Here is a 21,882-nt window from a genome sequence, read left to right as displayed (position 1 = left end):
AATGGCTGGAATGTCTTCCTCCAAGTCCTTTCATTTGGTTTCGCTGGGCTGCGCCAAGAACACGGTCGATTCCGAATCGATGGCGCAGGTGCTGGCGGGCGACGGGTACCGCGCCAGCAGCAGCCCGGCCGAGGCCGAAGTGCTGATCGTTAACACCTGCGGTTTCATTGGCCCGGCCAAAGAAGAGTCCTACCAGGTGCTGGGCGAGCTGGCGGCAGGCAAGCGCGGCGACCAATGGCTGATCGCGGCGGGCTGCCTAAGCCAGCGCTATGGCGCGGAAGTGATCGAGCGCGTGCCGGGCGTGGATGCCCTGCTGGGCACCCGGCGCTGGATGGATGTGCTGGAGCTGGTGGGCAAGCTGCGCCGGCGCACCAGCCCGGAGCCGCTGTACCACCTGCCGGATGAAGCCGCCACGGTGGGCCGCGACGAGGGTGATGTGCTGCGCGTGGCCCAACAAGGGTACAGCGCTTATTTGAAGATCGCCGACGGCTGCCGGCGGCCGTGCGCTTTTTGCGCCATCCCGCTGATCAAAGGCACGCTGGTCAGCCGGCCGCGGGAGAGCATTTTGGCCGAGGCGCGTGCCCTGGAAACGGCCGGCGTGCGCGAGATCAACCTGATCGCCCAGGACATCACCGACTACGGCCACGAGCTGGGCGTGAAGGACGGGCTGGCCGGCCTGCTGGAAGCGCTGGTGGAGACCGCGCCAGGCGTGGACTGGATCCGCATTTTGTACAACTTCCCCGGCTCGTTGACCGACCGGCAGATCGAAGTGATGGCAAGCCACAAGCAACTGATCCCCTATTTGGACATGCCGCTGCAGCACGCCCACCCGGCGACGCTGAAGCGCATGCGCCGCCCGGCCAACATGGGCTGGGTGCACCGCACGCTGGCCAAGATGCGGGCGGCCCTGCCCGACCTGGCGCTGCGCTCTACGTTTATTGTGGGCTACCCGGGCGAGACCGAAGAAGAGTTCCAGGCCTTGATGGAGTTTATTGAAGAGATCCGCTTTGACCGCCTGGGCGTGTTCACCTTCTCGTTCGAACCGGGGACGACCAGCGAGCCGCTGGGCGACCCGCTGCCACAGGAAGTGAAGGATGAACGCAAAGAGCGCTTGATGCTGGCCCAGCAGCGCATTTCGCTGGAGAACAACCAGGCCTTGGTGGGCAAGACGCTGGATGTGCTGATCGAAGGCCACGGCGAAGTGGAAGGCAGCGCTGAACCGATCGCGGTGGGCCGCAGTTACCGCGACGCACCAGAGATCGACGGGCTGGTCTTCGTGGAAGGCCAGCCGCCCCTGGGCGAGATCGTGCCGGTGCGCATCACCGGGGCGATGCCGTATGACCTGAGCGGCGTGGTGGACACCAGCCGCAATGTGATCACTTTCGATTTTTAGCCCCATTTCTTGTTTACCGAACCACAGTGGCAAGGGCGCAGCATCCCTTCGCTCCGCTCGGGACAAGGCTGCGGCCCTACGGGACTAACAGTAGCGCCAGTCTTCCAGCCAGCTTATCAAAAAGATATATTAATCCTCCAGGGGGGCGGGGGGTTTAATCAAACTTGACAGGTTAATCAAACTTTTCTCGGACGAAAGATAGATTGGTGGGCATGGGACTGTTATCGCGCCGATTGGGGATTTCGGGGCGCTTGGGGGTGTTGCGTCAAGCAGAAGCGGGTGATTGGCGAGTTGGCGGCAATTCCGAAACCATGCCAGTATAAATTCTTCGCTGGCTGGGGTTCGGCGATCTGGTAAAGGCTTTATGACCCCGCTCAGAATGACGCGAGAGTAAGGAGCAGGGGCGGCTTGCAAGCCGCCCCTACTCAACCAGCCTTACTTGCCTAGCCAGCCCCTACCCAGCCAGGAAATGAACCAACAACCCGGCCAACGCTCCGGCAACGATCAGCCAGGTGGAATTGACTTTAAAGCGGAAGAGCAGCACGGCAGCGGCCAAGCCGATAAGGGCGGTGGGCAGGTCTACAAAGGAGGCGGTGGCCAACTGCAGGGCCACGGCGGCCATCAGGCCCAGCGAGGCGGCGTTGACGCCGTCCAGGAAGGCGGCCGCCAGTGGGCTGTGGCGCAGGCGTTCGATCCAGCGGTGCGTGAGGGCGACGAAGATGAATGAGGGCAGGAAGATGCCCAGGGTGGCCAGCAGGCCGCCCGGCAGCCCACCCAGCACGTAGCCGATGAAGGTGGCGGTGGTGAAGAGCGGGCCGGGGGTGACCTGGCCGATGGCGATGGCGTCGAGGAGTTGGGTTTGGGTCAGCCAGCCCAGGCGTTCGACGAACTCGGCCTGGACGAAGGCCAGCAGCACATAGCCGCCGCCGTAGAGCACGGCCCCAATTTTGAGGAACGAGAGGAACAGCACGGGCAGGCTGAAGGCAACTGCTGAGAGCGCCGCCGGAGCCGCCAAGCCGGCCAGAGGCGGCAAGAGCAGCGCCAGGCCGGGCGTATCGCCGCGGCGGGCGGCGCGCAGGGCAACCACCAGCAGGGCCAGGCCGAAGAGCAGCAAGATCTCGTTGATGCCGGCAAAGTACAGCACCAGGGCGGCCAGACCAAGCAGGGTCAGCCCCAGCCCTTTGAGCGCGCCGGGGGCCAGCTTCCACAGCGCTTGCAGGATGAGCACGATGACGACGGGCTTGACGCCGTACAGCAGCCAAGCGGCGGCTGGCAGGCTGCCGTATTCGACATACAGCCAGGCCAGCACCAACACGATGAGCATGGCGGGCAGGATGAAGGCCAGGCCGGCGGCCAGCAGGCCGAGCCAACCGGCACGGCGGTAGCCGACGTGGATCATCATTTCGGTGGAGTTGGGGCCGGGGATGAGGTTGGTGATGCCGAGCAGGTCCATAAATTCGGCCTGGGTCAGCCAGCCGCGGCGGGTGACGACTTCGTCGTGCAGCATGGCGACGTGGGCGGCCGGGCCGCCGAAGGCGGTGAAGCCGAGGCGCAAAAAGAGCAGCAGCAATTCTCGCATCGGGCGATGATAGCAGGGTTTGGGCTAACGGGGTCTATGCAATAATTTATTCTTTTTATCATTATTTTGCATTATTTATTACAATCGTGAGAAAATGGCGTTTCGGGGTGCGGGCCACGGAAGATGTGGCTCTGTTAATTCTTCGCTGATCCGGATTCGGCGGTTCTGGTGGGGATCTAGGCACCCGCTCAGAATGACGCGAAGAATGACAAGTTTGCAACAAAAACAAAAAGCCCTGCATTGCTGCAGGGCTTTTTGTTTAATCGCGATGCGCTTAGCGGATGGCGAAGGTCACGGTCACGTCAGCGGACACGGTGATGCGTCCGGGGACGATGCTGGTGGCCTGGTCGGTGAGGGCTCCACCGCCGCCGCCCATGCCGTACAGCGGGTAGTACATACCGCTGGTGTCGGCGTAGGTGATGCTGACGATGTCGCCCAGGGTGACGCCGGCGGCGGCAGCCACAGCCTGCGCTTCGGCGATCGCATCAGCGATGGCCAGGTCACGCGCTTCGGCCTGCGGCGCGCTCTTGTCATCCACATCGAAGCTGACACCCCAGATGGAGTTGGCTCCGGCGGAGACGGCGCTGTCCAGCAGCTGGCCCAGGTTGGCCAGGTCACGGGCGGTCACATTGACCGTGTTCTCCACGGTGTAGTTGGTGCCGGAAGGCAACCCGGTGGACGGATCGTAGCTGTCCGAGGCGTAGACATTGAAGTTGGAGGTCTGCATATCGGCCTGAGCAACCCCGGCATCAGCCAGAGCAGCCATGACGGCAGAGACCTGGTTGGCGTTGGCCGCCACTACCTCAGAGACGTTGCTGCCGAAGCTGCGCACGCCAATAGTGATGTAGGCTACGTTGGGCTCCAGGCGAACTTCGCCACGGCCGCCGACGGTGACACCCGTGGTGGCCGCGCCTGCGCCAGGCACCACGATGGGAGCCGGCGACGTGGGAGCGCAAGCCGCCAAGAGCATGGCCGCCAACAAAACAAACAAGACATTCTTTTTAACCATACGATTTCTCCGTTTTTTCGGTTTTGCCAAGCCCAGCGGCCTGACTTACCTGATTAACGGATTATCTCCCAAAAAAGTTCCCGCTGTATACGCCAAAACCAGCCCGCGCGGCGACTATACTTTTAGGCATGCAAGCCGCTCAAATACGCGCTCTGCGCCTGCAGCACCAGGGCCTGAGCCAGCCCGCACAGCCCACGCCCGAAGCCGCCCTGCGCCATCTGGTGGCGGCGCAGGCCCAAGACTACCCCGGCGCGCTGTGGTCGTTGGGCCTGCGCACAGCCGGGGCAACCAGGGCGACGGTGGAAGCCGCCTTCAATGCCGGGCGGATCCTGCGCACACATGTGCTGCGGCCCACCTGGCATTTTGTGCTGCCTGAAGATATGCGCATGCTGCTGCGGCTAACGGCCGGGCGGGTGCACACCGTGAATGGCAGCATGTACCGCCAGGAAGGCCTGGATGCAGAGACCCTGGTGCGGGCGGTGGATGTGATGCAACGAGCCCTGGAAGGCGGACAGTCCCTGACCCGCGAGGAGCTGGCCGCGGCGCTGGAACAAGCCGGCCTGGCGGCCAAGCGCTTTCGCCTGGCCTATATGGTGATGTACGCCGAGTTGGAGATGGCGATCTGCAGCGGGCCGCGGCGGGACAAGCAATTCACCTACGCCCTGTTTGACGAGCGCGTACCCGCCGAAGCCCATCCGCTTGGGCGCGAGGAGGAGCTGACGCGGTTCGCAGCGCGCTATTTTGCGGCGCGCGGGCCAGCGACAGTGCAGGACTTCGCCAACTGGTCGGGCCTGACGCTGGGCGAAGCCCGCCGCGGCCTGGAAGACGCCAAGGACGGCCTGGCTGTAGACCTGGTGGATGGTGCGGAGCACTGGTGGTCGCCGGGAGAAGCCCCAGCCCCACCTGCCCGGCGGGGCTGGCTGTTGCCGGCCTACGATGAGTACATCAGCGGGTACAAGGACCGCTCGGCGGCCATGCTGCGCGGCGGCGAGGCCGGCGTGTTCGACAATGCCTTCTTGCATGCGCTGGTGGCCGACGGCGTGATCCTGGGCAGCTGGCGGCGGGTGCTGGATGAGAAGCGGGTCCGCGCCCACATCCGGCCCGTGCGGCCCCTGAACGCGCAAGAGCGCCAGCTGCTGGACACCGCCGCCGAAGACTATGCCCAATTTCTGGGGATCCCCGTTGAATGGGGATTTTCGAAGGAGGATTAGATGGACGCTAAGAGTTTTAACAATTTGTTTGAGTACCACCTGACACGCAACCGCGAGCTTTGGGAGCAGTGCATCTTAACTCTGACGCCGGAGCAATTCACCCAGGAAGTGAATTATTCGATAGGCTCCATGCGCAACCAATGCGTGCACTTACTGAACATTGATGAGCGCTGGTTCAGCGGGCTGCGCGGGCTGGACGTTCCGGACTTCGCTGACCCGTTGGCCTACCCGGATTTCGCCAGTGTACGCAGCAAGTGGGATGCGGTGGAAGCGGGGATGCGCGAATATTTGGGCAGGTTGGAGGATGAGACACTGCAGCGCGACTTTATGCCCAATGTGAAGGTGTGGCAGATCCTCTTCCATGTGCTCAACCACGGCACGGACCACCGGGCGCAAATGCTGGCCGGGCTGCACACGCTGGGCGCGCCAACCTTTGCGCAGGACTATTTCTTTTTTGCGAATGGGATGCCGATTAAGTTGAGTGGTTAGTGATTGCTGATTGTTGATTGACGATTGATGATTGCATCGTTGTGGAACCATCTCGGAGATTGCTTCGTCGCTACGCAAGTACTCCTCGCAATGACGGAGGCTTAGAGCTTACGGCTTATAGCTTAGAGCTACTAGGGCAACACATCCAGCGGATTGAGAAATTCCGGGCCGCGGCGGATCTCGAAGTGCACGAAGGTGCCCGCCGGATGGCCGATCACGCCGCCCAAACCGACCGGCTGGCCCTGGGCCACGGCGCTGCCGCACACCGCCGTAGCGGCGCCCAGGCCGCCGTAGAGCGTGTAATCGCCATTGCCATGGTCCAGCATGACCATCAGGCCGTAACCCAGGTTCGACCAACCGGAATAGACCACCACGCCCGCATCGGCGGCCAGGACCGGCTCGCCGATCTCGACGGCCAGGTCCACGGCCTGGTGGCCGCTCCAGTAACCTTCGGCCGCCAAGCTGCGGCCGGCGACCGGCCAGGCATACTGGCCGGTGCCCTGCCCTGCCAGGCCGCTGTTCTGCGGGCAGGCCCCGTTGCCGTACTCCTCGCTGGCCACAGCCATAGCGCCGGCGGGCAAGTTGGGCATGATGCGGCGGCGCAGGCCGCGCTGGCCCTCAGGAATGAGCAGCCATTGGCCGATAAAGACTTGCGGGTTTTGGGGGTCAAGCCCGTTGGCAGGCCAGGCGATGATGTCGTCTATGCTGGCGTTGAAGAAGTTGGCCAGGCTGGAGGCCGAGTCGCCGCCGCCCGCCTGATGGTAAATACCGTCACGCGGCAGGATAAGCAGCTGCATGTCTTCCATCAGAAAATCGGGGATGTCGTGCAGCAGGTCATGATTGGCCCACAAGACGGTTTCCGGGCGCAGGCCGAAGCGGGCGGCGATGCTGCTGAGCGTATCGCCCGGCCCCACGGTGTAGGTGAACGGCTCGGTCGCGGCGGTGGGCTGTGGCGCCAGCGTGCTGGTGGCCACCAGAGCCTCCGTGGCGGCGGGCGAGCTGAGCTGCGCAGTGGGCAGCTCAGCCGTAGGCGGTGCAGCGCAGGCGCCGACAGCAAAAAGCAGGCCCGCGAAAAGCCATCGCCGGACCTGCTTCGAGAAAACTGATTTGCTCATACGCCTTCGGAGCGTTAGGCCTCGTCCTTGAGACCTTCCAGAAATTCCTGGTTGCTGTCGGTCTTGGCCATGCGCTGCAACAGGGCTTCCACAGCGGTGCCGACATCCATGCCGGCGCCGTGCGGGGGATCGGCGATCATGGTGTTGTACATACGGCGCATCAGCCAGACGTGCTGGGTGATGTCCGGGCCGAGCAGCAGCTCCTCGCGGCGGGTGGAGGAACGGTCCACATCGATGGCGGGGAAGATGCGGCGCTCCTGCAGGCGGCGCGAGAGGTGCAGTTCCATGTTGCCGGTGCCCTTGAACTCTTCGTAGACCACGTCGTCCATACGCGAGCCGGTGTCCACCAGGCAGGTGGCAATGATGGTTAGCGAGCCGCCCTCTTCAATATTGCGGGCGGCGCCGAAGAAGCGCTTGGGCGGATAGAGCGCCGAGGGGTCGATACCGCCGGAGAGCGTGCGGCCGGAAGGTGTGACCACCAGGTTATAGGCACGCGCCAGGCGGGTGATCGAGTCGAGCAGGATGACCACATCGCGGCCGATCTCCACCAAGCGCTTGGCGCGCTCGATGACCATTTCGGCGGCGCGCACATGCGAAGTAACCGGCTCGTCGAAGGTGGAGGAGATGACCTCAGCGTCCACCGAGCGATCCATGTCGGTGACTTCTTCGGGGCGCTCGCCGATCAGCGCCATCATCAGGTGCACGTCTTTGTAGTTGGTGGAGATGGAGTTGGCCATCTCTTTGAGGATGGTGGTCTTGCCGGACTTTGGCGGCGATACGATCAGGCCGCGCTGGCCGCGGCCCACCGGGGCCACCAGGTTGATCATGCGCATGGCCAAGCCGCGGCGGTCAGTCTCCAGGTCGAAGCGCTGGTCCGGGAAGATGGGAGTCAGGTTCTCGAAGCGCGGCCGGTTGCGGGCGGCTTCGGCATCCATGCCGTTAACCGATTCGACCTTGACCAGGCCGAAGTGCTTTTCAGATTCGCGCGGCGGGCGAGCCTCGCCGATGATCAGGTCACCGTTGCGCAGGCCGTAGCGGCGCACCTGGGTCTGGGAAACGTAGACGTCGTCCGGCCCGCCCTGGTAGTGGTCGGAGCGCAGGAAGCCAACGCCTTCATTCATGATCTCGAGGATGCCGCCGCGCACTTCGCGGCCCTGCTTGGCCGCCTCGGCACGACGGATGTGCACGACCAGGTCCTCTTTCTTGAGACGGGTGGGACGGTCGATGCCCAGGTCTTTGGCAACTTTGCGAAGATCGGCCAGAGAACTATTTTCTAAATTGGGTAAAGTCATGGAATGTCTCTTTACAGGTGTACAGGTTAATTGGTTCTATATGCAGGTTGCCCGCTCACAGGCAGGCGTTTCCGCATTTAAGCGCATGGCGATAGTTGGGCTGCTCGATTTTAAAAAAAGTACAGGGGGGTAACAAAATGATTATAGCGGAAAAAACCGCTTAGGGCAAGATTTAGCCTGCCCTTTTCTGCAGGAGTTGGCGCGCGAGGAAAAGAGCCAGCATGGTTTTGGCTTCTTCGATCGCACCGCTGTGCATGGCCTCAAAGGCTTCGTGCATGGAAAGCTTTTCCACTTTGAGGAATTCGTCATCATCGGCCGGCAGAGTTTCGGGGCGCAAATCCTCAGCGAGGAAGAGGTACATGCGCTCGGTGGAGTAGCCGGGGGCCAAGTAAAAATCGCTGAGCGGCGTCAGGCGGCCGGGAGCCATGCCGATCTCCTCGCGCAGTTCGCGTTGGGCACAGGCTTCGGGCTGCTCGCCAGGTTCCAGGGTGCCGGCCGGGATCTCCAGGATGGGCTTGCCGGTGCTGGGGCGGAACTGGCGCACGAAGTGGATCTTGCCTTCGGCGTCCAGCGGCAGCATGGCCACCGCCCCGCTATGCACGACGATGTCGTACAGGCCGGTTTTGCCGTTGGGCAGCTCGATCAAATCCTGGCGTACATCAAACTTGTACGCCTGATAGACCCGCTCGCTTTTGAGAACCTTGAAGTTCACGGCTAGGGGATGTGCAGATTCATGCCGGGCTGCAGCGCAGAATCCAGCGTGAGGCCGTTGGCCTCAGCGATGTTCTGCGGCCAGACATCGCCAAAGGCGCAGGCGATGCTGTAGAAGGTGTCTGTGCTGCTGGCCACGTAGGTGGCGGGATGGGCGCGCAACTGGCGACCCGGGCCGTAAGTGCCCACCTGGGCGACCGGGATGGTGAGGGTAGTGCCCACACTGAGGTTGGCGGCCTGGCTCTCGCTGAGACCGTTGGCACTGAGGATGGCGGCCGGGTCAATATTGAAGCGGCGGGCCAGGCAATAAGGCCATTCACCCTGGCGCAGGGTGTAGCTGGAGGGCACGCTTTGCTCACTGATCGGCGCGGGGGTGTTGGTGGCAGTGGCTTCGGGCGTGGGTGAAAGCTCCAGCGTGGCGGTGGCGCCAAAGGGCGCCGTGGGACTGGCGGCTGGCGCCGAGGCGTCCGGGGTGAGCACAGCGTCGGGGTTCTTGGCGCTGTTGGCCAGGGCAGTTTCCGTGGCGATGGTGCTGAACAACGCGCTGAGCGTATCTTGCGTGGCGGTGGGCAGAGCGGAATTGCTGACCGAGCGCGTGCAGGCAGGCAGCAACAGCGCCAGAGATACCCAAAAGGTGATTTGTACAAAACGAGGCATAGATCTCAGAACATCCATTCAGTGGGGATACTAGCACACGGAGGGAATCAGCGTCAAGCCAACCAGCCGACCAAGTGCAGCCAAAGTCTGCGTACAGCTACAATGGCGGCATGTTAGCCACGACCCTGACGGCTGTGCTGGCCTTCGCGGCCACCAACCTGGATGATATCCTGATCGTGACCTTATTTTTCGCGCAGTCGCCGCGGCGGGCGCCGGTGGTATCCGGCCAGTTCCTGGGCTTCGCCGGGCTGGTGGCGCTGAGCCTGCTCGGCTATCTGGGCAGCCTGGCGCTGCCCCGCGAATGGGTCGGCCTGCTGGGCTTGGCGCCGGTGCTGCTGGGGTTGCGGGCCTGGTTGGCGAAGCCAGAAGACCCGAACGCCAGTCACAGCGGGCTGCCCCACCCCGCCACCCTGCAAGTGGCGGCGGTGACGATGGCGAATGGAGCCGACAACATTGGCATCTATACGCCTTTGTTCGCCAGCAGCAACACTCAACAACTGGCGCTGACAATAGTGGTCTTCTTTGGGATGCTGGGAGCCTGGTGCTGGCTGGGTTACCGGCTGAGCCGGCAGCCTGCAGTGGCCCTGGCGATACAGAGACAGGGCCGCTGGGTGGTGCCCCTGGTTCTGGTGAGCCTGGGCCTCATTATTCTGCTGGAGAGTGGCACATTGAGCTGGCTGGCCAGCGCGCTGGGCGGCTAATCCCCTGAGGGCCGCCCGCGGCGCATGGCGGCGGCCACCTGCTGCGAGTCTTGGTCCGGGCGCTGCTCCAGCTGAGCGATGATGTTGGCGTGGTCCTGGTCGTCCCGGTTCTGGCTGAGCTTGAAGGCGGCGTCGATGCGGGTGACCTCCACAGCGAATCCATAGACCGCCTGCATCTCACGCTGGACATAGTCTTGCGGCAAGCCTTCCAGACTGTAGCCTGTGCCCGTTTCATAGCGCTGCACCAGGCGGCTGAGCAAGCCGTAAAGCTGATCACCTTCCACTGGCTGGACGCGGCCGTAGACGTGGGCGATCATATAATTCCAAGTGGGCACATTGGCGTGGTTGTACCAGCGGGGTGAAATGTAGGTGTGCGGCCCCTGAAAGATGAGCAGCACTTCCCGATCGGCAAAATTGCGCCACTGCTTGTTGGCGCGGGCCATGTGGCTTAGGAAGCTGAGCTGCTCGCCAGGACCCTCGACCAGTTCCACCGGGATGTGGGTAGCCACGGGCTTTTCCCCGTCGTAAGACACCAGGGCGGGGAAACTGTTGTGCTTAAGGAAGGCCAGAATTTCGGCGCGGTCTTCCTGGCGATAGAGGCGGGGAATGTACATGGCTGTTCCTAGCCCAGGCTGGGGGCGGTAAAGTCCAGATCCAGATAAGGGACGCCGCTTTCGATGCGCGCTTTGCGGCCGTCCATGAACTGGGCGGCCCACCTGTGCCCGATGTTTTCCACGTCAAAGTCGCGATGGATGACGGCGTAGAGCTCAATCTCACGGATCTTCAAGAAATGCGGGATCTCTTGCAGCCAGCGGTCGTCGAGCGTGCAGGCCCGCCGGTAGCCGCGTAAGAAGTGCGTCATAAATTGCTTGGCAAGGGCCACCGGCTGCTCGGCGTCTGCCACCATATAAAAGAGGACCATGGCGATGTCGTTGACCAGCCAGTTGTAGCCGCAATCGTCGAAATCGAAGAGCGTGATGCGGCCCTGCTCATCGACGAAGAGATTGCCGCCGTGAGCATCCTGATGGGTCAGGCCATAGGAGTCGTTGTCCTTGGGGAGGCTATGCACATAATCGCAGACCTCTTTGTACTTGTCCCTGGCAATGATTTCTTGCGCCGGCAGGAAGCTGTCGACGAACTCGAAGACCGGGTCGTCCCACTCGGGGCGCTTGCGCGGCTGGCCGTCTCGATGGAAGTCCCGGGTGAGCGCATGCATGCGGCCGATGGTCTCACCGTAGGTCTCGTAGAGCGCCGGCGTCCAGCGTTCCCAGGGCGGCCCGCCAGCGGCTTTGACGAAGGCGACCGCCAGGAAATCGGCGCCGTGGCCGTCGGCGATCGGCTCGACCAGGTTGCCAGTCTGGGACTGGATGGCCTGGGCGGCGGAGACGCCACCGGCAACCAGGTAATTGATCCACTCGGTTTCGCCCTCGATCAGGGTCTGGTTGCGGCGGGAACTGTGGCCGATGCGCAGGATGAAGTCGCCGTCTGGGCGCGAGAATTCGAAGATGAAGCTCTCGAAGCTGTCCAACATGCGCACGGCGTCCGGCGCCACGCCATAGCGGCCGGCGGCCTCGTGCAGGATGGCATCGTTGAAGCGGTCGCGGATGAATTTTTCCATGGGGGAATGGTAATGGGTAATTAGGGATTCGAGATCAGTTTATTTCACGAACTGCTGGTTGATTGGGGTTCGCTCACGTCCACCACGCAGAAGCGATTGCCTTCCGGGTCGGCCAGGATAACGTAGTCGGCGTCCGGCGGGCGCTTGTCCCAGTTGATCTCGGTGGCGCCCAGCGCCAGAAGGCGCGCCACTTCGCCTGGCTGATCCTCGGTGTACAGGTCGAGATGGATGCGCGGTGGAATGCTCAGTTCCGAGCGATGCTGGTCAAGCGAGATATTGGGGCCGTTGCCATCCCTGGGGTGTAGGACGATGAAGTCGTGGTTGCGCGAGCCTTCACGCGGCACATAATCCAACGCAGCGGTCCAAAAAGCTTCCATGCGTTGCAGGTCATCCACGCGTAGAACGATGGAGCCGACGCGGAGCATGCTGCTTAGCTGGCTTGGGCGACTGCCGGGCGGAACTTGTAGCCGTAGATGAGCATGCCGCGCTCGTCGGTGGCGGAGCGCAGCAAACGGGTGACCATCTCGACCGGCATGCCGATGGCCGGCTGCTGCTCGCCCAGATCGGTGAGCTGGGCGGTGACCAGCGGGCCTTCGGCCAGCTTGACCATCGCCAAGGTGTAGGGCGCCTGCTCGGCGTAGCCTTGCGGCGCGTCGTAAACGGTGGTGTAGGAGTAGACCTCGCCCTTGCCGCTGAACTGGAAGAGGGTCTTGGCCTCTTCGCCGCATTCCGGGCAGATGTCACGCGGCGGGAAGAGCTTGGCGTCGCAATGCTCGCAGACCTCACCCACCAGGGCGTAACGTTGTTTCTTTAATCTCCAATGGCGCGGGATATCCATTTGCGTTTCTCCTGAGGCTACTGTAGCGGGGCGGAACTATCAGAAACTATCAAATAGCTAACAGCTATTAGCCAATAGCTGTTAGCTTAAAGCATACCGATGGGCGAAGTCGGCAGGAAAGGGGATGCTGTTGGCATAGAAGTAGCGGATCAGCTGGCCGTGGTGCTGGGCTTCGTGTTCCAGCAGGTCATAGAGGATCTTCAGGCGGGCTTCGTCCCAGGGCTGCTCGGTGACGGCCAGGGCGTTCAGCAACGCGGTTTGCGAGTCCGCCAGGGCGGCCTGGACGCTGCCGGGCGTCTGGATGTCCTGCAGGCTGCAACTGAAGCCCTGCCATTCGCCGGCGGTGAAGGCGCGGGCATAGCTTTCGCGCGCACCGACCACGCACCAGAACTGGCCGCCGATGCTGTTGGAGGGCGCTTCGCCGTTGTAGCTCTGGAGCTGCTCGGCCGAGAGCTGGGCGGCCAGTGAGTTGGTCAATTCGGCGGCCTGGACCAAGCGGGTTCGTAAGGTTTCCATCTCAATCTTTCACAGTTCGCAAAACATGGGTCACAGCCGTGGCAGCGGGGCCGCCCAAGCTCTGTACCAGGCCGATCTTGGCCCCGTTCACTTGCGCCCCACCCCCTTGACCGCGCAGCTGCAAGACAGCCTCGGCGGCCTGGTAGGCGCCTGCCGCCCCACCGGGGAAGCCGCGCGCCTTGAGGCCACCCAGGGTGGCGATGGGCAGTTCGCCATCCGGGGCCAGCGCACCGTTCTGCGCCCACTTCCAGCCCTGACCACGCTCGGAGAAGCCGGCGGCTTCAAGCGAGAGGGCGCTATATATGGAAAAGGCGTCGAACAATTCGAAGAAGTCGGCATCGCCGGGCTGGATGCCAGCTTGTTTGCAGGCGCGTTCCACGGAGAGCCGGGCGGCGTTGAAGGCCAGCGGGTCCGGCCGGTCGTGCAGGGCCAGCGTGTCGCTGACCGCGCTGGAGCCGCTGATCTCGACCAAGGGATGCGGGAACTTGGGCGGCAGCAGGTCGGCGCGGGTCAGCAGCAGCGCGGCGGCCCCGTCGGCGTGGGGGGCCACGTCGAACATGTTCAGCGGCGCGCTGACCATGCCGGCTTTGGCATAGGTCTCGGCCTTGACCGCCTTGCGGAACATGGCGTTGGGGTTGTGCACCCCATTGGCGTGAGCGGTGAGCGGAAAGCCGGCGAGGGCGTGCTGGGGCACATCGAATTCGTGGAAGTAGCGCTGGGCCAGCAAGGCGGCCTGCGCGGTAAGCGTGAGGCCCTGCTCGGCTTCGTAGTCGGCGTCGCTGGCCATAGCCATGGCGTACTCCACCTCGGCGGGCACTTGATCACTGAGCTTCTCCACGCCCAGTACCAGGGCGGCATCGACCTGGCCGGAGGCGACGGCCAGGTAGCCGACGCGCAGCGCCATCGCCGCCGAAGCGCCGGCCGCCTCGATGGTGGCGGCCTCGATGCCGTGCAGGCCGGCGAAGTCGGACAGTAGGACGCCCAGCTGCGCCTGGCGCGAGAGCGCCGCGGCCAGCATATTGCCGACATAGAGCGCGTTGGGGCGCAGGCCGCCGGCGTCCTGCATGGCGGCCTCCATGGCCTGGAAGGCCAGCTCGCGCAGGGAGATATTCCACTGTTCATTGACCGGCGTCTGGCCGATGCCGGCGATGATGACTTTGCTCATCTACTTCATCTCCAACTTGCCGCGCATGCGCACATAGGCGGCGTAGTCGATCTCGGTGCGGCGGGCGATGTAGTCTTCGGTGGTAGTCGCCAGCCCCGGCTTGCCGGCGATCTTGTCGGTGATGCGCAGCACCATCGCATCCGAGCCCGCCCCGGAGCCGAAGGAGACCAGCAGCACACGCTCGCCGGGCTTGGCGATGTCGAAGATGGCGGTGAGGCCGATGATGGCCGCGCCGGAATAGGTGTTGCCGATGCGCGGCACCAACAGGCCGGTCTCGACCTGCTCCGGCCTGAAGCCCAGCATGGCCCCGGCGCGCTGCGGGAATTTGGTGTTGGGCTGGTGGAAGACGACGTAGGCGTAGTCTTCCGCGGTGGTGCCGGTCGCCTCCAGCATGGCCTCGCCCGCAGAAATGATGTGCTTGAAATAGGCCGGCTCGCCGGTGAAGCGCTGGCCGTGCTCCGGGTATTTGGCGTACTGCCGCCGCCAGAAGTCTGGCGTGTCTGTGACGAAGGAGTAAGAGCTTTCGATCTCGGCCAGCGACTCTTCGGCGGGGCCGATGACGAAGGCCGCCCCGCCCGCCCCAGCGGTGTACTCCAAGGCGTCGCCGGGGCGGCCCTGGGCAGTGTCCATGCCGATGGCCAGCGCATAACGGGCCATGCCGGAGCCGACGAAGCCCATCGCCGCCACCATGGCCTCGGTGCCGGCCTTGCAAGCGAACTCCCAGTCGGCGGCCTGGGTGCTGGGCACCGCGCCGATGGCCTCGGCCACCAGGGTGGAGGTGGGCTTGACTGCGTAAGGGTGCGACTCGGAGCCGACCCAGACGGCGCGCAGGTCTTGCGGGCTGATCTGGGCGCGGGCCATGGCGTTGCGGGCCGCCTCGATGGACATGGTGGCCACGTCTTCGTCCAGGCCGGGCACGGACTTCTCGATGATGGGCAGGCCGCCGGTGCCGTTGGTCCAGACGCGGGCCACCTCGCGGGCCGGCAGGCGGTAGCGGGGCACATAGGCGCCGTAGCCGACGATGCCGACGGGGTGCTCCGGCCTCAGCAGGCGGACGGTTTCGTGGGTGTGGGGTTGTTCTGTCATCTTACTGCGCCCATTCCTTCAAAATCTCTTCGGCGCGGTCCACGCGCACGGTCTTTTCGGCGACCAGCTGCGCGGCGAGGCGCTCGATCTGCTCACCGGCCGCCCCGGCGGCGATGGCCACCTGGCGGGCGTGCAGGCTCATGTGGCCGCGCTGAATGCCTTCGGTGGCCAGGGCGCGCAGGGCGGCCAGGTTCTGCGCCAGGCCGACGGCGGTGATGATCTGGGCCAGCTCTGCCGCCGTGGATACGCCCATCAGCTTGAGCGCGGCCTGGGCCGCCGGGTGCACCTTGGTCGCCCCGCCGACAATGCCGACGGCCATGGGCAGCTCCAGCGAACCCACCAGGTTGCCGTCTGCGTCCTTGCCCCAGCTGCTCAGCGAAGTGTAGCGCCCGGAGCGCGCCGCGTAGGCGTGTGCGCCAGCTTCCACGGCGCGCCAGTCATTGCCGGTGGCGATGACCACCGCGTCGATGCCGTTCATAATGCCCTTATTGTGCGTAGCAGCCCGGTAGGGGTCAGCGGCGGCGAAGGCCCAAGCCTCGATGATGCCGTCGCGCACCTGCTCGGCAGAAAAATCGCCGAAGGCCAGTTGCTCCAGCTGGATGGTGCATTCGGCGCGGGCCAGGCGGCGGTCGGCCAGGTTGCTGAGGATGCGCAAGTGCACCCGCCCGCCGGTGAGCGCTTCGATGCGCGGCGCCAGGCGCTCGCAGGCGGTGTTCACCGCGTTGGCGCCCATGGCGTCGCGCACGTCGTAGATGAGATGGATGACCAGGAACGGCCCAATGGGCGAATCGTCAATGCGGCGTACTTCCAGGCCGCGCGGCCCGCCGCCCAGCTTCTGCAGCACGGGGTCAATGCCGGCCGCCTCGGCGAGCAACTCAGCTTCGGCAGCGGTGATGGCCGCAGCGGCCGCGTCCAAGTCGGGCGTGTTCAACAATTGCATCTGGCCGATCATCAGCGGCTCGTCGGCGCTGGTCCGGAAGCCGCCAGCCAGCCGGGCCAGCTTGGCCATGAAGGAGGCGCCAGCCACCACGGACGGCTCTTCAACCGTCATCGGCACCAGCACTTCTCGGCCGTTGACCACGAAATTCAGCGCAATGCCCAACGGCAGGTTGAAAGTGCCGACCACATTCTCGATCATGGGGTCAGCGGCGGCGGCGGTCAGGCCGCCGCTGGCAAACGCATTCAATTCCGCTTCGCTGAGCGTCCCCAGGGCGCGCAGGCGCGCCTGGCGCTCTTCAAGGGACAAATCATAGAAGCCGGAGATGCGGGATGATGGCTTTGCTGTAGGCGAATTCATACAAGTGGATTAAGCCGCAAGCGGGCTTTCAAAAGCTATCAAGATAAATCAGCGGGTTGGAAGGGCTTTTCCTGTAGAATTCGCCCACCCCAAGGAGAGCTATGCTAAGCAAACTCGGTTCCTACCGTTTCAAAGTTGTTTGGACAGTCCTGCTTCTGGCCTTATTGTTGGCCGCCTGCGGCAGCGGAGCTTCGCTCGCCGCGCCGACTAACACGCCCACGCCGGCATCCGGCGGCGGGGAGACGGGCGGGGCTCAGAATCCGGCGCCTGAGGGGCCGGTGGACGTGGAAACCGGGCTGCCGCAGCCCCAGCTGGTTCCGCCCCCGCCCGGATCAAACCCGCCCGTCATCCCGCCGGGCACCGGCAGCCCACCTGCGGGGGCAGGCGCCATGCTGGTGATCGGCGGCGACCTGCCGCTGGAACTGCATGGCGGCGAATGCCAGATGCTGGATGGCGACACTTACCTGAGCATTCCCAATACGGCCAATGCGGAGCCACCCTATGCCTCACTGATTATTTACGCAGGCACCGGCGCCACACGCAACGGCACGCTGGTGTGGGCGACCTCCGCGGCCAACACAGACGGTGCAGTCGTATCCACTCAGGACACATTTGTGATCACGCTCAACGGCGACGGCTTCTCCGGGCGTTTTGACGGTACGGCCCACCGCGGCAGCAGCGGCGTACCCGTGCAGGTGGTCATCCCGGTGAGGGGCGTGTTCACCTGCGTGCCCGGCATTGTGGCGATCCGCGGCGAACACCCGATGGACCTGACCAACACCCACTGCAGCACGGAGCCTTTCCGCATCGTGGTGGGCGAGCGCGGCGGCAACCAGGCACTCTTTATACTGGAGGACGGCGTAGGGCCGGGCGAGAGCGGCAACGCCGGTCTTTCCTGGCGGGTAGGCGGCGTCAACTATGTGACAACCTGGATGAGCCTGACGCGTAACCCCGACGGTTTGTCCGGCTCGTACTTTGGTGAGGCCGCCGGACCGGATGGGCGCAGCTTCCCAGTGAGCGGCACGTTCAACTGCCTGGGGACCTAACCTGAGCGCCTGAACGATAAAAAAAGACCGCTGGCCCTAGGGCCAGCGGTCTTTTTTTCTTGAGCGGGTCTAATTCCCCCAAATCATAAACGATTCATTGACGCAGACTTCGGCGGAGCCAAAGGCGGAGAGGCACACCCGGTACGGCACCAGCTTGCCGTTCTCGGCGGCAATGGGCGGCAGAGTCAGCTGGGTCTGGCCGCTTTCATTGCTGGGCGGGAACTGGTGGATGCTGACTCCGCCGGTCGGCAGGCTGACCTCCAGAAAAGGCTGCAGGCCAGTCAGCAGTTGGTTGCCGGCGTAGAGGGTGGCGAAGATGGTTTGCCCTTCCTGCGAACTGATCTGCGAATATTGCTCCCAAACCTGAATGCGGATCTCGCCCGGGCTTTGCTGGGGGGCGGGCTGGTCGTAGACCCGCGCCTTGTATTCGCCGCCAAGGGGCAGCGGGAGGACGCTGCCTTCGACATAGCGCAGACAGACATTGATGAAGCATTGCGTAGCGCTGCCGTCGTGCTGCATTCTGATCTCGGAAATCGGCAGCCCGACCAGTTCGTAGCCGCCGTGACGGGCGATGTAGTCCGTGAAGAAGAGCGGAATGTTGTAGCCGTACTGGCCGTCGATGCTGTAGAACATGATCACCGGGCTGTTGAGCTGGGTGACCAGCGGCTCGGGGGTGATGCCCAGCAGACCAGGCAGCGGCCGCGGCGTGGCGACCTGTGAATCAGGCTGGGCGTACAAGACCAGGTTCTGGTAAATCACCTCCAGGCTGCCGTCAGCGTTCTTGTAGGGGCCGGCCAATCGGACGCCAGTGAAGGCGTCGCCCAGGCGGGCAGCGGTGCTGGTGAAGGGCTCGCCATAGGGCAGGTCGATCTGGATGATGGCCGCCGCGGCGGGCTGCGGCTGGCTGCAAGCCTCGCCGCAGGCCTGGCGGCCATAGGCCATCAGGCGCACCTCGCCGGGCTGGTCCAAGCTGATGTAGAAGCCCAGGTTCTGGAAGTATTGCTCGGCGCGGTTGTGCTCGGCTGAATAGCGCACGCCGGTCAGCGGGCGGCCGACGTAGCGACTGCCCAACTGTTGGTAGAGCGGCACAAAGCCTTCATAAATAATGTAGCCATCCACCACCACGGCGCCCTGCAGGTCAGCATTGGCCACCGGCGCATCCCACACGCCCAACTGCTCACCCAGCGGGGCCAGGGCATACTGCTCGCTGGGCGGCAGCTCGGGGTTGTAGGTCATCAGGGCGTTTTCGAAATATTGCTTCTGGACGATGCCTTCGACGATCACCGGGGTGAGCGGCTGGCCGAGGCGGGCCGGGCCGCCGAGGAAGTCATGGAATTCGGCGAAGACCGGTTCCACCAAATAGCCGCTGGAGACCGGCCCCGTTGAGGCGGCCGGCGGCGTGCAGGCGGCCAGCCACAGCGCCAGGGCGCAGAGAAGCAGGCGGTCGGAACGGATGCGGGTCGTCAATGGCATTCCTGACCCAGGAAAACGAGACAGTCCATGATTTTAGCATGCGGGCGAGAGCGGTTGGCTGTTCGCGATTAGCCGCTAGCTGCGCCGTCCGTCATTGCTAGAAGTGACGTTGTGGTGAAATACCTATAAACTGCCGGCTGTGAACTATTTGCTGTACAGCAGCCCCACAGGACTATAATGGGGACAGTCCCCAACCCATCCCTGGAGGCCCCATATGGCACAAGCTCAGACCAAAACCCGCCCGATGACTGAAGAGGGCGACCATCTACAAATTCAAGCCATCGACCACTTGCACTTCTATGTCGGCAACGCCAAACAGGCGATGTATTGGTGGTGGAAAGGCTTTGGCTTCAAACCCGTGGCCTATTCCGGCCTGGAGACCGGCAACCGCCAGTCCGCTTCGTATGTGCTCGAATCCGGCAAGATCCGCTTCGTGGTTTCGGCCCCTTATGGGCCTTCACATGAGATCGCCGGCCATCACATGACGCATGGCGATGGGGTCAAAACCATCGCCATTCAGGTCAAAGATGTGGAAGAAGCCTGGAAGGCGACCACCAGCCGCGGCGGGCAGAGCGCCTGGGCCCCGCGTGAAGAGAAAGATGAGTTCGGCGTCTACCGCACCTCCGCCATCCACACCTATGGCGAAGTGCTGCACGTCTTCGTGGACCGCAGCGGCTATAAAGGGCCTTTCGCGCCCGGCTACAAGCCGTTGGAGGGTTACGAAGCGCAGTCCACCGGCCTGGCGGCGATCGACCACATCGTGGGCAATGTGCAGCTGGGCAAGATGGACTATTGGGTCAACTTCTATCACCGCGTGATGGGCTTCCGCCAGCTGCAGCACTTCGATGACCAGGACATCAGCACGGAATACTCCGCCCTAATGTCCAAAGTGATGGAAAATGGCAACGGGCGCATCAAGTTCCCTATTAATGAACCGGCCGAGGGCAAGAAGAAGAGTCAGATCGAAGAATATCTGGACTATTACCTGACCCCGGGTGTGCAGCACATCGCCATCGCCACCGGCGACATCATCGAGACCATGACGCAGCTGAAGGCCAACGGCATCGAGTTCCTGCGCGTGCCGGACGCGTATTACGACCTGCTGCCGGAGCGCGTCGGCGACATCGTCAAAGAGCCGCTGGACAAGATCAATGAGCTGGGCATTCTGGTGGACCGCGACGACGAGGGCTACCTGCTGCAGGTCTTCTCGCGCCCCGTGCAAGACCGCCCCACTTCCTTTGTAGAGGTCATTCAGCGCCACGGCAGCCGCGGCTTCGGCAAGGGTAACTTCAAGGCATTGTTCGAAGCCCTGGAGCTGGAACAAGGCCGCCGCGGCAACCTGGACAACTAGCCTCGATGCGCTATCTGGTATTCACTCCGCCGGGAGAAGAACGCCCGCGCTTGGGGGCAGTATTGGCCGAGGACCGGGTGGTCTCGCTGGCCCGCGGCGACCTGCCGCTGGACATGCTCTCGTTCATCCAGGCCGGGCCGCAGATGTGGGCGCTGGCGGAGCTGGTCTCGCGCCAGACACACTCGGTGTGGGCGCTCAGCGACGTGCAGCTGCACACTCCACTGCAGCACCCCCCCACCCTGCGCGACTTCTACGCCTTTGAAGGCCACGTGCGCACCGCCAGCCAGAACCGCGGGCGGGAAGTGCCCGCTGAGTGGTACGAATTCCCGGCTTTCTATTTCACCAACCCGCACACCATCCACGGCCCCGACCAGGACGTGCAGATGCCGGCTTACACACAGGCGCTGGACTACGAGTTGGAAGTGGCCGTGGTGATCGGGCAACGCGGCAAGGACATCCCCGCCGAGAAGGCCATGCAGCACGTATTTGGCTTCACGATCATGAATGACTGGTCGGCGCGTGACATTCAGCGTCAGGAGATGAAGGTGGGCCTGGGCCCGGCCAAAGGCAAAGACTTCGCCACCAGCCTGGGACCCTGGATCGTGACGCCGGACGAACTGGCCAAGGCTGCCAGCGGCCGCCCGGGCGTGTATACGCTGGGCATGACGGCGCGGTTGAACGGCGAAGAGCGTTCACGCGGCAACTGGGGCGACATCCACTATTCGTTCGGCGAGATCATCGCCCGCGCTTCGCAGGGCGTGGAGCTGCTGCCCGGCGATGTGATCGGCTCCGGGACGGTGGGCACCGGCTGCCTGCTGGAGCTGACCAAAGGCCAGGGGCCGTGGCTGAAGGCTGGGGATAGCGTAGAATTGGAAGTTGAAGGCATTGGAGTGCTAAAAAACAAGGTGGCGTAAAGCGTTCAGCTTTCAGCGGTCAGCAATCAGCTACAACCAAAGGGCCTATGAAGGATTTCCGAAAATTGCAGGTCTGGGAGAAATCGCACCGGCTAGCGCTCGAAGTGTACAAGCTACCAGTTCGTTTCCAAGCTCTGAGCTGTACGGATTGTCCAGTCAGACCAGAAGATCGGCAATTTCTATCCCTCAAACATCGCAGAAGGCGCGGGACGTGGCAGCGATGCCGATATGCGCAGGATGCTGCAAATTGCCTTTGGTTCTGCCAGCGAACTCGAATACCAACTCCTTCTGGCATTTGAGCTAAAATTCATCAATTCAGAAGTTCATACAAGCCTCAATCAGCAAGTCGTTGAAGTTAAAAAGATGTTGAGCTCGTTCATGAAAAAGCTGAAGGCTGATAGCTGACAGCTAATAAAGGAGT

The 21,882-nt window shown here is 63.4% G+C and carries 24 protein-coding genes; 9 read left to right on the top strand and 15 right to left on the bottom strand.

The annotated features are described in order from the left end of the window. The first annotated feature begins 10 nt into the window (after positions 1-10). Positions 11-1,393: a 30S ribosomal protein S12 methylthiotransferase RimO gene (gene rimO / locus KF885_07175; protein MBX3048937.1), complete on the top strand. Its 1,383-nt coding sequence runs from the start codon at positions 11-13 to the stop codon at positions 1,391-1,393. A gap of 454 nt (positions 1,394-1,847) precedes the next feature. Here the strand turns inward: rimO and chrA are convergent, their stop codons facing one another. Beyond that, positions 1,848-2,972, bottom strand: coding sequence for a chromate efflux transporter (gene chrA / locus KF885_07170; GenBank protein ID MBX3048936.1), 1,125 nt, complete (start codon positions 2,970-2,972; stop codon positions 1,848-1,850). 274 nt (positions 2,973-3,246) lie between these two features. Beyond that, positions 3,247-3,981 (bottom strand): SIMPL domain-containing protein, encoded by a 735-nt coding sequence (locus KF885_07165; GenBank protein MBX3048935.1) that lies wholly within the window; start codon positions 3,979-3,981, stop codon positions 3,247-3,249. Between the two features lie 128 nt (positions 3,982-4,109). Here KF885_07165 and KF885_07160 point away from each other — a divergent pair, with 128 nt between their 5' ends. Together KF885_07160 and KF885_07155 are read left to right on the top strand one after the other, a co-directional pair. Further along, positions 4,110-5,192 (top strand): AlkZ family DNA glycosylase, encoded by a 1,083-nt coding sequence (locus KF885_07160; GenBank protein ID MBX3048934.1) that lies wholly within the window; start codon positions 4,110-4,112, stop codon positions 5,190-5,192. Then, the gene (locus KF885_07155; GenBank protein ID MBX3048933.1) at positions 5,193-5,681 is read left to right on the top strand and encodes a DinB family protein; all 489 of its coding nucleotides are present in this window, start codon (positions 5,193-5,195) and stop codon (positions 5,679-5,681) included. A gap of 131 nt (positions 5,682-5,812) precedes the next feature. Here KF885_07155 and KF885_07150 read toward each other — a convergent pair whose 3' ends face one another. The 4 genes from KF885_07150 to KF885_07135 form a co-directional block, all read right to left on the bottom strand. After that, positions 5,813-6,796: a M23 family metallopeptidase gene (locus tag KF885_07150; GenBank protein MBX3048932.1), complete on the bottom strand. Its 984-nt coding sequence runs from the start codon at positions 6,794-6,796 to the stop codon at positions 5,813-5,815. A 14-nt stretch (positions 6,797-6,810) separates the two neighbouring features. Further along, the gene (gene rho, locus KF885_07145) at positions 6,811-8,088 is read right to left on the bottom strand and encodes a transcription termination factor Rho (protein ID MBX3048931.1); all 1,278 of its coding nucleotides are present in this window, start codon (positions 8,086-8,088) and stop codon (positions 6,811-6,813) included. Positions 8,089-8,260: 172 nt separating this feature from the next. Continuing rightward, the gene (locus KF885_07140; protein ID MBX3048930.1) at positions 8,261-8,800 is read right to left on the bottom strand and encodes an NUDIX hydrolase; all 540 of its coding nucleotides are present in this window, start codon (positions 8,798-8,800) and stop codon (positions 8,261-8,263) included. A gap of 2 nt (positions 8,801-8,802) precedes the next feature. Next, positions 8,803-9,456, bottom strand: a complete 654-nt coding sequence (locus KF885_07135) for a LysM peptidoglycan-binding domain-containing protein (protein ID MBX3048929.1) — start codon at positions 9,454-9,456, stop codon at positions 8,803-8,805. 110 nt (positions 9,457-9,566) lie between these two features. Here KF885_07135 and KF885_07130 point away from each other — a divergent pair, with 110 nt between their 5' ends. Then, positions 9,567-10,157 carry a cadmium resistance transporter gene (locus KF885_07130; protein ID MBX3048928.1) on the top strand — a complete coding sequence of 197 codons (591 nt, stop codon included), beginning with the start codon at positions 9,567-9,569 and terminating at the stop codon, positions 10,155-10,157. On the opposite strand, the gene KF885_07125 is transcribed toward KF885_07130, so the two are convergent. From KF885_07125 to KF885_07090, 8 genes are all read right to left on the bottom strand, one after another. Next, positions 10,154-10,771, bottom strand: coding sequence for an FMN-binding negative transcriptional regulator (locus tag KF885_07125; GenBank protein MBX3048927.1), 618 nt, complete (start codon positions 10,769-10,771; stop codon positions 10,154-10,156). The two genes, KF885_07130 and KF885_07125, sit on opposite strands and share 4 nt — an antisense overlap. An 8-nt stretch (positions 10,772-10,779) precedes the next feature. Continuing rightward, positions 10,780-11,775 (bottom strand): phosphotransferase, encoded by a 996-nt coding sequence (locus tag KF885_07120; GenBank protein ID MBX3048926.1) that lies wholly within the window; start codon positions 11,773-11,775, stop codon positions 10,780-10,782. A gap of 44 nt (positions 11,776-11,819) precedes the next feature. Beyond that, positions 11,820-12,200, bottom strand: coding sequence for a hypothetical protein (locus KF885_07115; GenBank protein MBX3048925.1), 381 nt, complete (start codon positions 12,198-12,200; stop codon positions 11,820-11,822). 5 nt (positions 12,201-12,205) lie between these two features. Beyond that, positions 12,206-12,613: a Zn-ribbon domain-containing OB-fold protein gene (locus KF885_07110; GenBank protein MBX3048924.1), complete on the bottom strand. Its 408-nt coding sequence runs from the start codon at positions 12,611-12,613 to the stop codon at positions 12,206-12,208. Between the two features lie 81 nt (positions 12,614-12,694). After that, positions 12,695-13,129: a hypothetical protein gene (locus tag KF885_07105; protein ID MBX3048923.1), complete on the bottom strand. Its 435-nt coding sequence runs from the start codon at positions 13,127-13,129 to the stop codon at positions 12,695-12,697. 1 nt (position 13,130) lies between these two features. Further along, positions 13,131-14,294, bottom strand: coding sequence for a thiolase domain-containing protein (locus KF885_07100; GenBank protein ID MBX3048922.1), 1,164 nt, complete (start codon positions 14,292-14,294; stop codon positions 13,131-13,133). Next, entirely contained in the window at positions 14,295-15,380 is a 1,086-nt protein-coding gene (locus KF885_07095; protein MBX3048921.1) for a hydroxymethylglutaryl-CoA synthase, read from the bottom strand. Between the two features lies 1 nt (position 15,381). Further along, entirely contained in the window at positions 15,382-16,677 is a 1,296-nt protein-coding gene (locus tag KF885_07090) for a hydroxymethylglutaryl-CoA reductase, degradative (protein MBX3048920.1), read from the bottom strand. A gap of 101 nt (positions 16,678-16,778) precedes the next feature. On the opposite strand from KF885_07090, the gene KF885_07085 reads away from it, so the two are divergent. Then, positions 16,779-17,723, top strand: a complete 945-nt coding sequence (locus KF885_07085) for a hypothetical protein (protein ID MBX3048919.1) — start codon at positions 16,779-16,781, stop codon at positions 17,721-17,723. Between the two features lie 69 nt (positions 17,724-17,792). Here KF885_07085 and KF885_07080 read toward each other — a convergent pair whose 3' ends face one another. Then, a complete protein-coding gene (locus KF885_07080; GenBank protein ID MBX3048918.1) occupies positions 17,793-19,190 on the bottom strand; it encodes a hypothetical protein in 1,398 nt (465 codons plus the stop codon). A gap of 220 nt (positions 19,191-19,410) precedes the next feature. On the opposite strand from KF885_07080, the gene hppD reads away from it, so the two are divergent. The 4 genes from hppD to KF885_07060 are packed head-to-tail and all read left to right on the top strand — an operon-like array spanning position 19,411 to position 21,866. Next, entirely contained in the window at positions 19,411-20,547 is a 1,137-nt protein-coding gene (hppD, locus tag KF885_07075; GenBank protein ID MBX3048917.1) for a 4-hydroxyphenylpyruvate dioxygenase, read from the top strand. Between the two features lie 5 nt (positions 20,548-20,552). Continuing rightward, positions 20,553-21,461 (top strand): fumarylacetoacetate hydrolase family protein, encoded by a 909-nt coding sequence (locus KF885_07070; protein MBX3048916.1) that lies wholly within the window; start codon positions 20,553-20,555, stop codon positions 21,459-21,461. 25 nt (positions 21,462-21,486) lie between these two features. After that, on the top strand, positions 21,487-21,765 hold the full coding sequence (locus KF885_07065; GenBank protein ID MBX3048915.1) for a four helix bundle protein: 279 nt from the start codon (positions 21,487-21,489) through the stop codon (positions 21,763-21,765). After that, positions 21,690-21,866, top strand: a complete 177-nt coding sequence (locus tag KF885_07060) for a four helix bundle protein (GenBank protein ID MBX3048914.1) — start codon at positions 21,690-21,692, stop codon at positions 21,864-21,866. The genes KF885_07065 and KF885_07060 overlap by 76 nt, the downstream gene beginning before the upstream one ends. Positions 21,867-21,882: the final 16 nt, after the last annotated feature.

Source organism: Anaerolineales bacterium (assembly GCA_019637805.1).
Taxonomy (GTDB): Bacteria; Chloroflexota; Anaerolineae; order Anaerolineales; family UBA11579; genus JAMCZK01.
The sequence above is the reverse complement of the archived record's forward strand: the minus strand, read 5'-3'. Positions and strand labels throughout refer to the sequence as shown.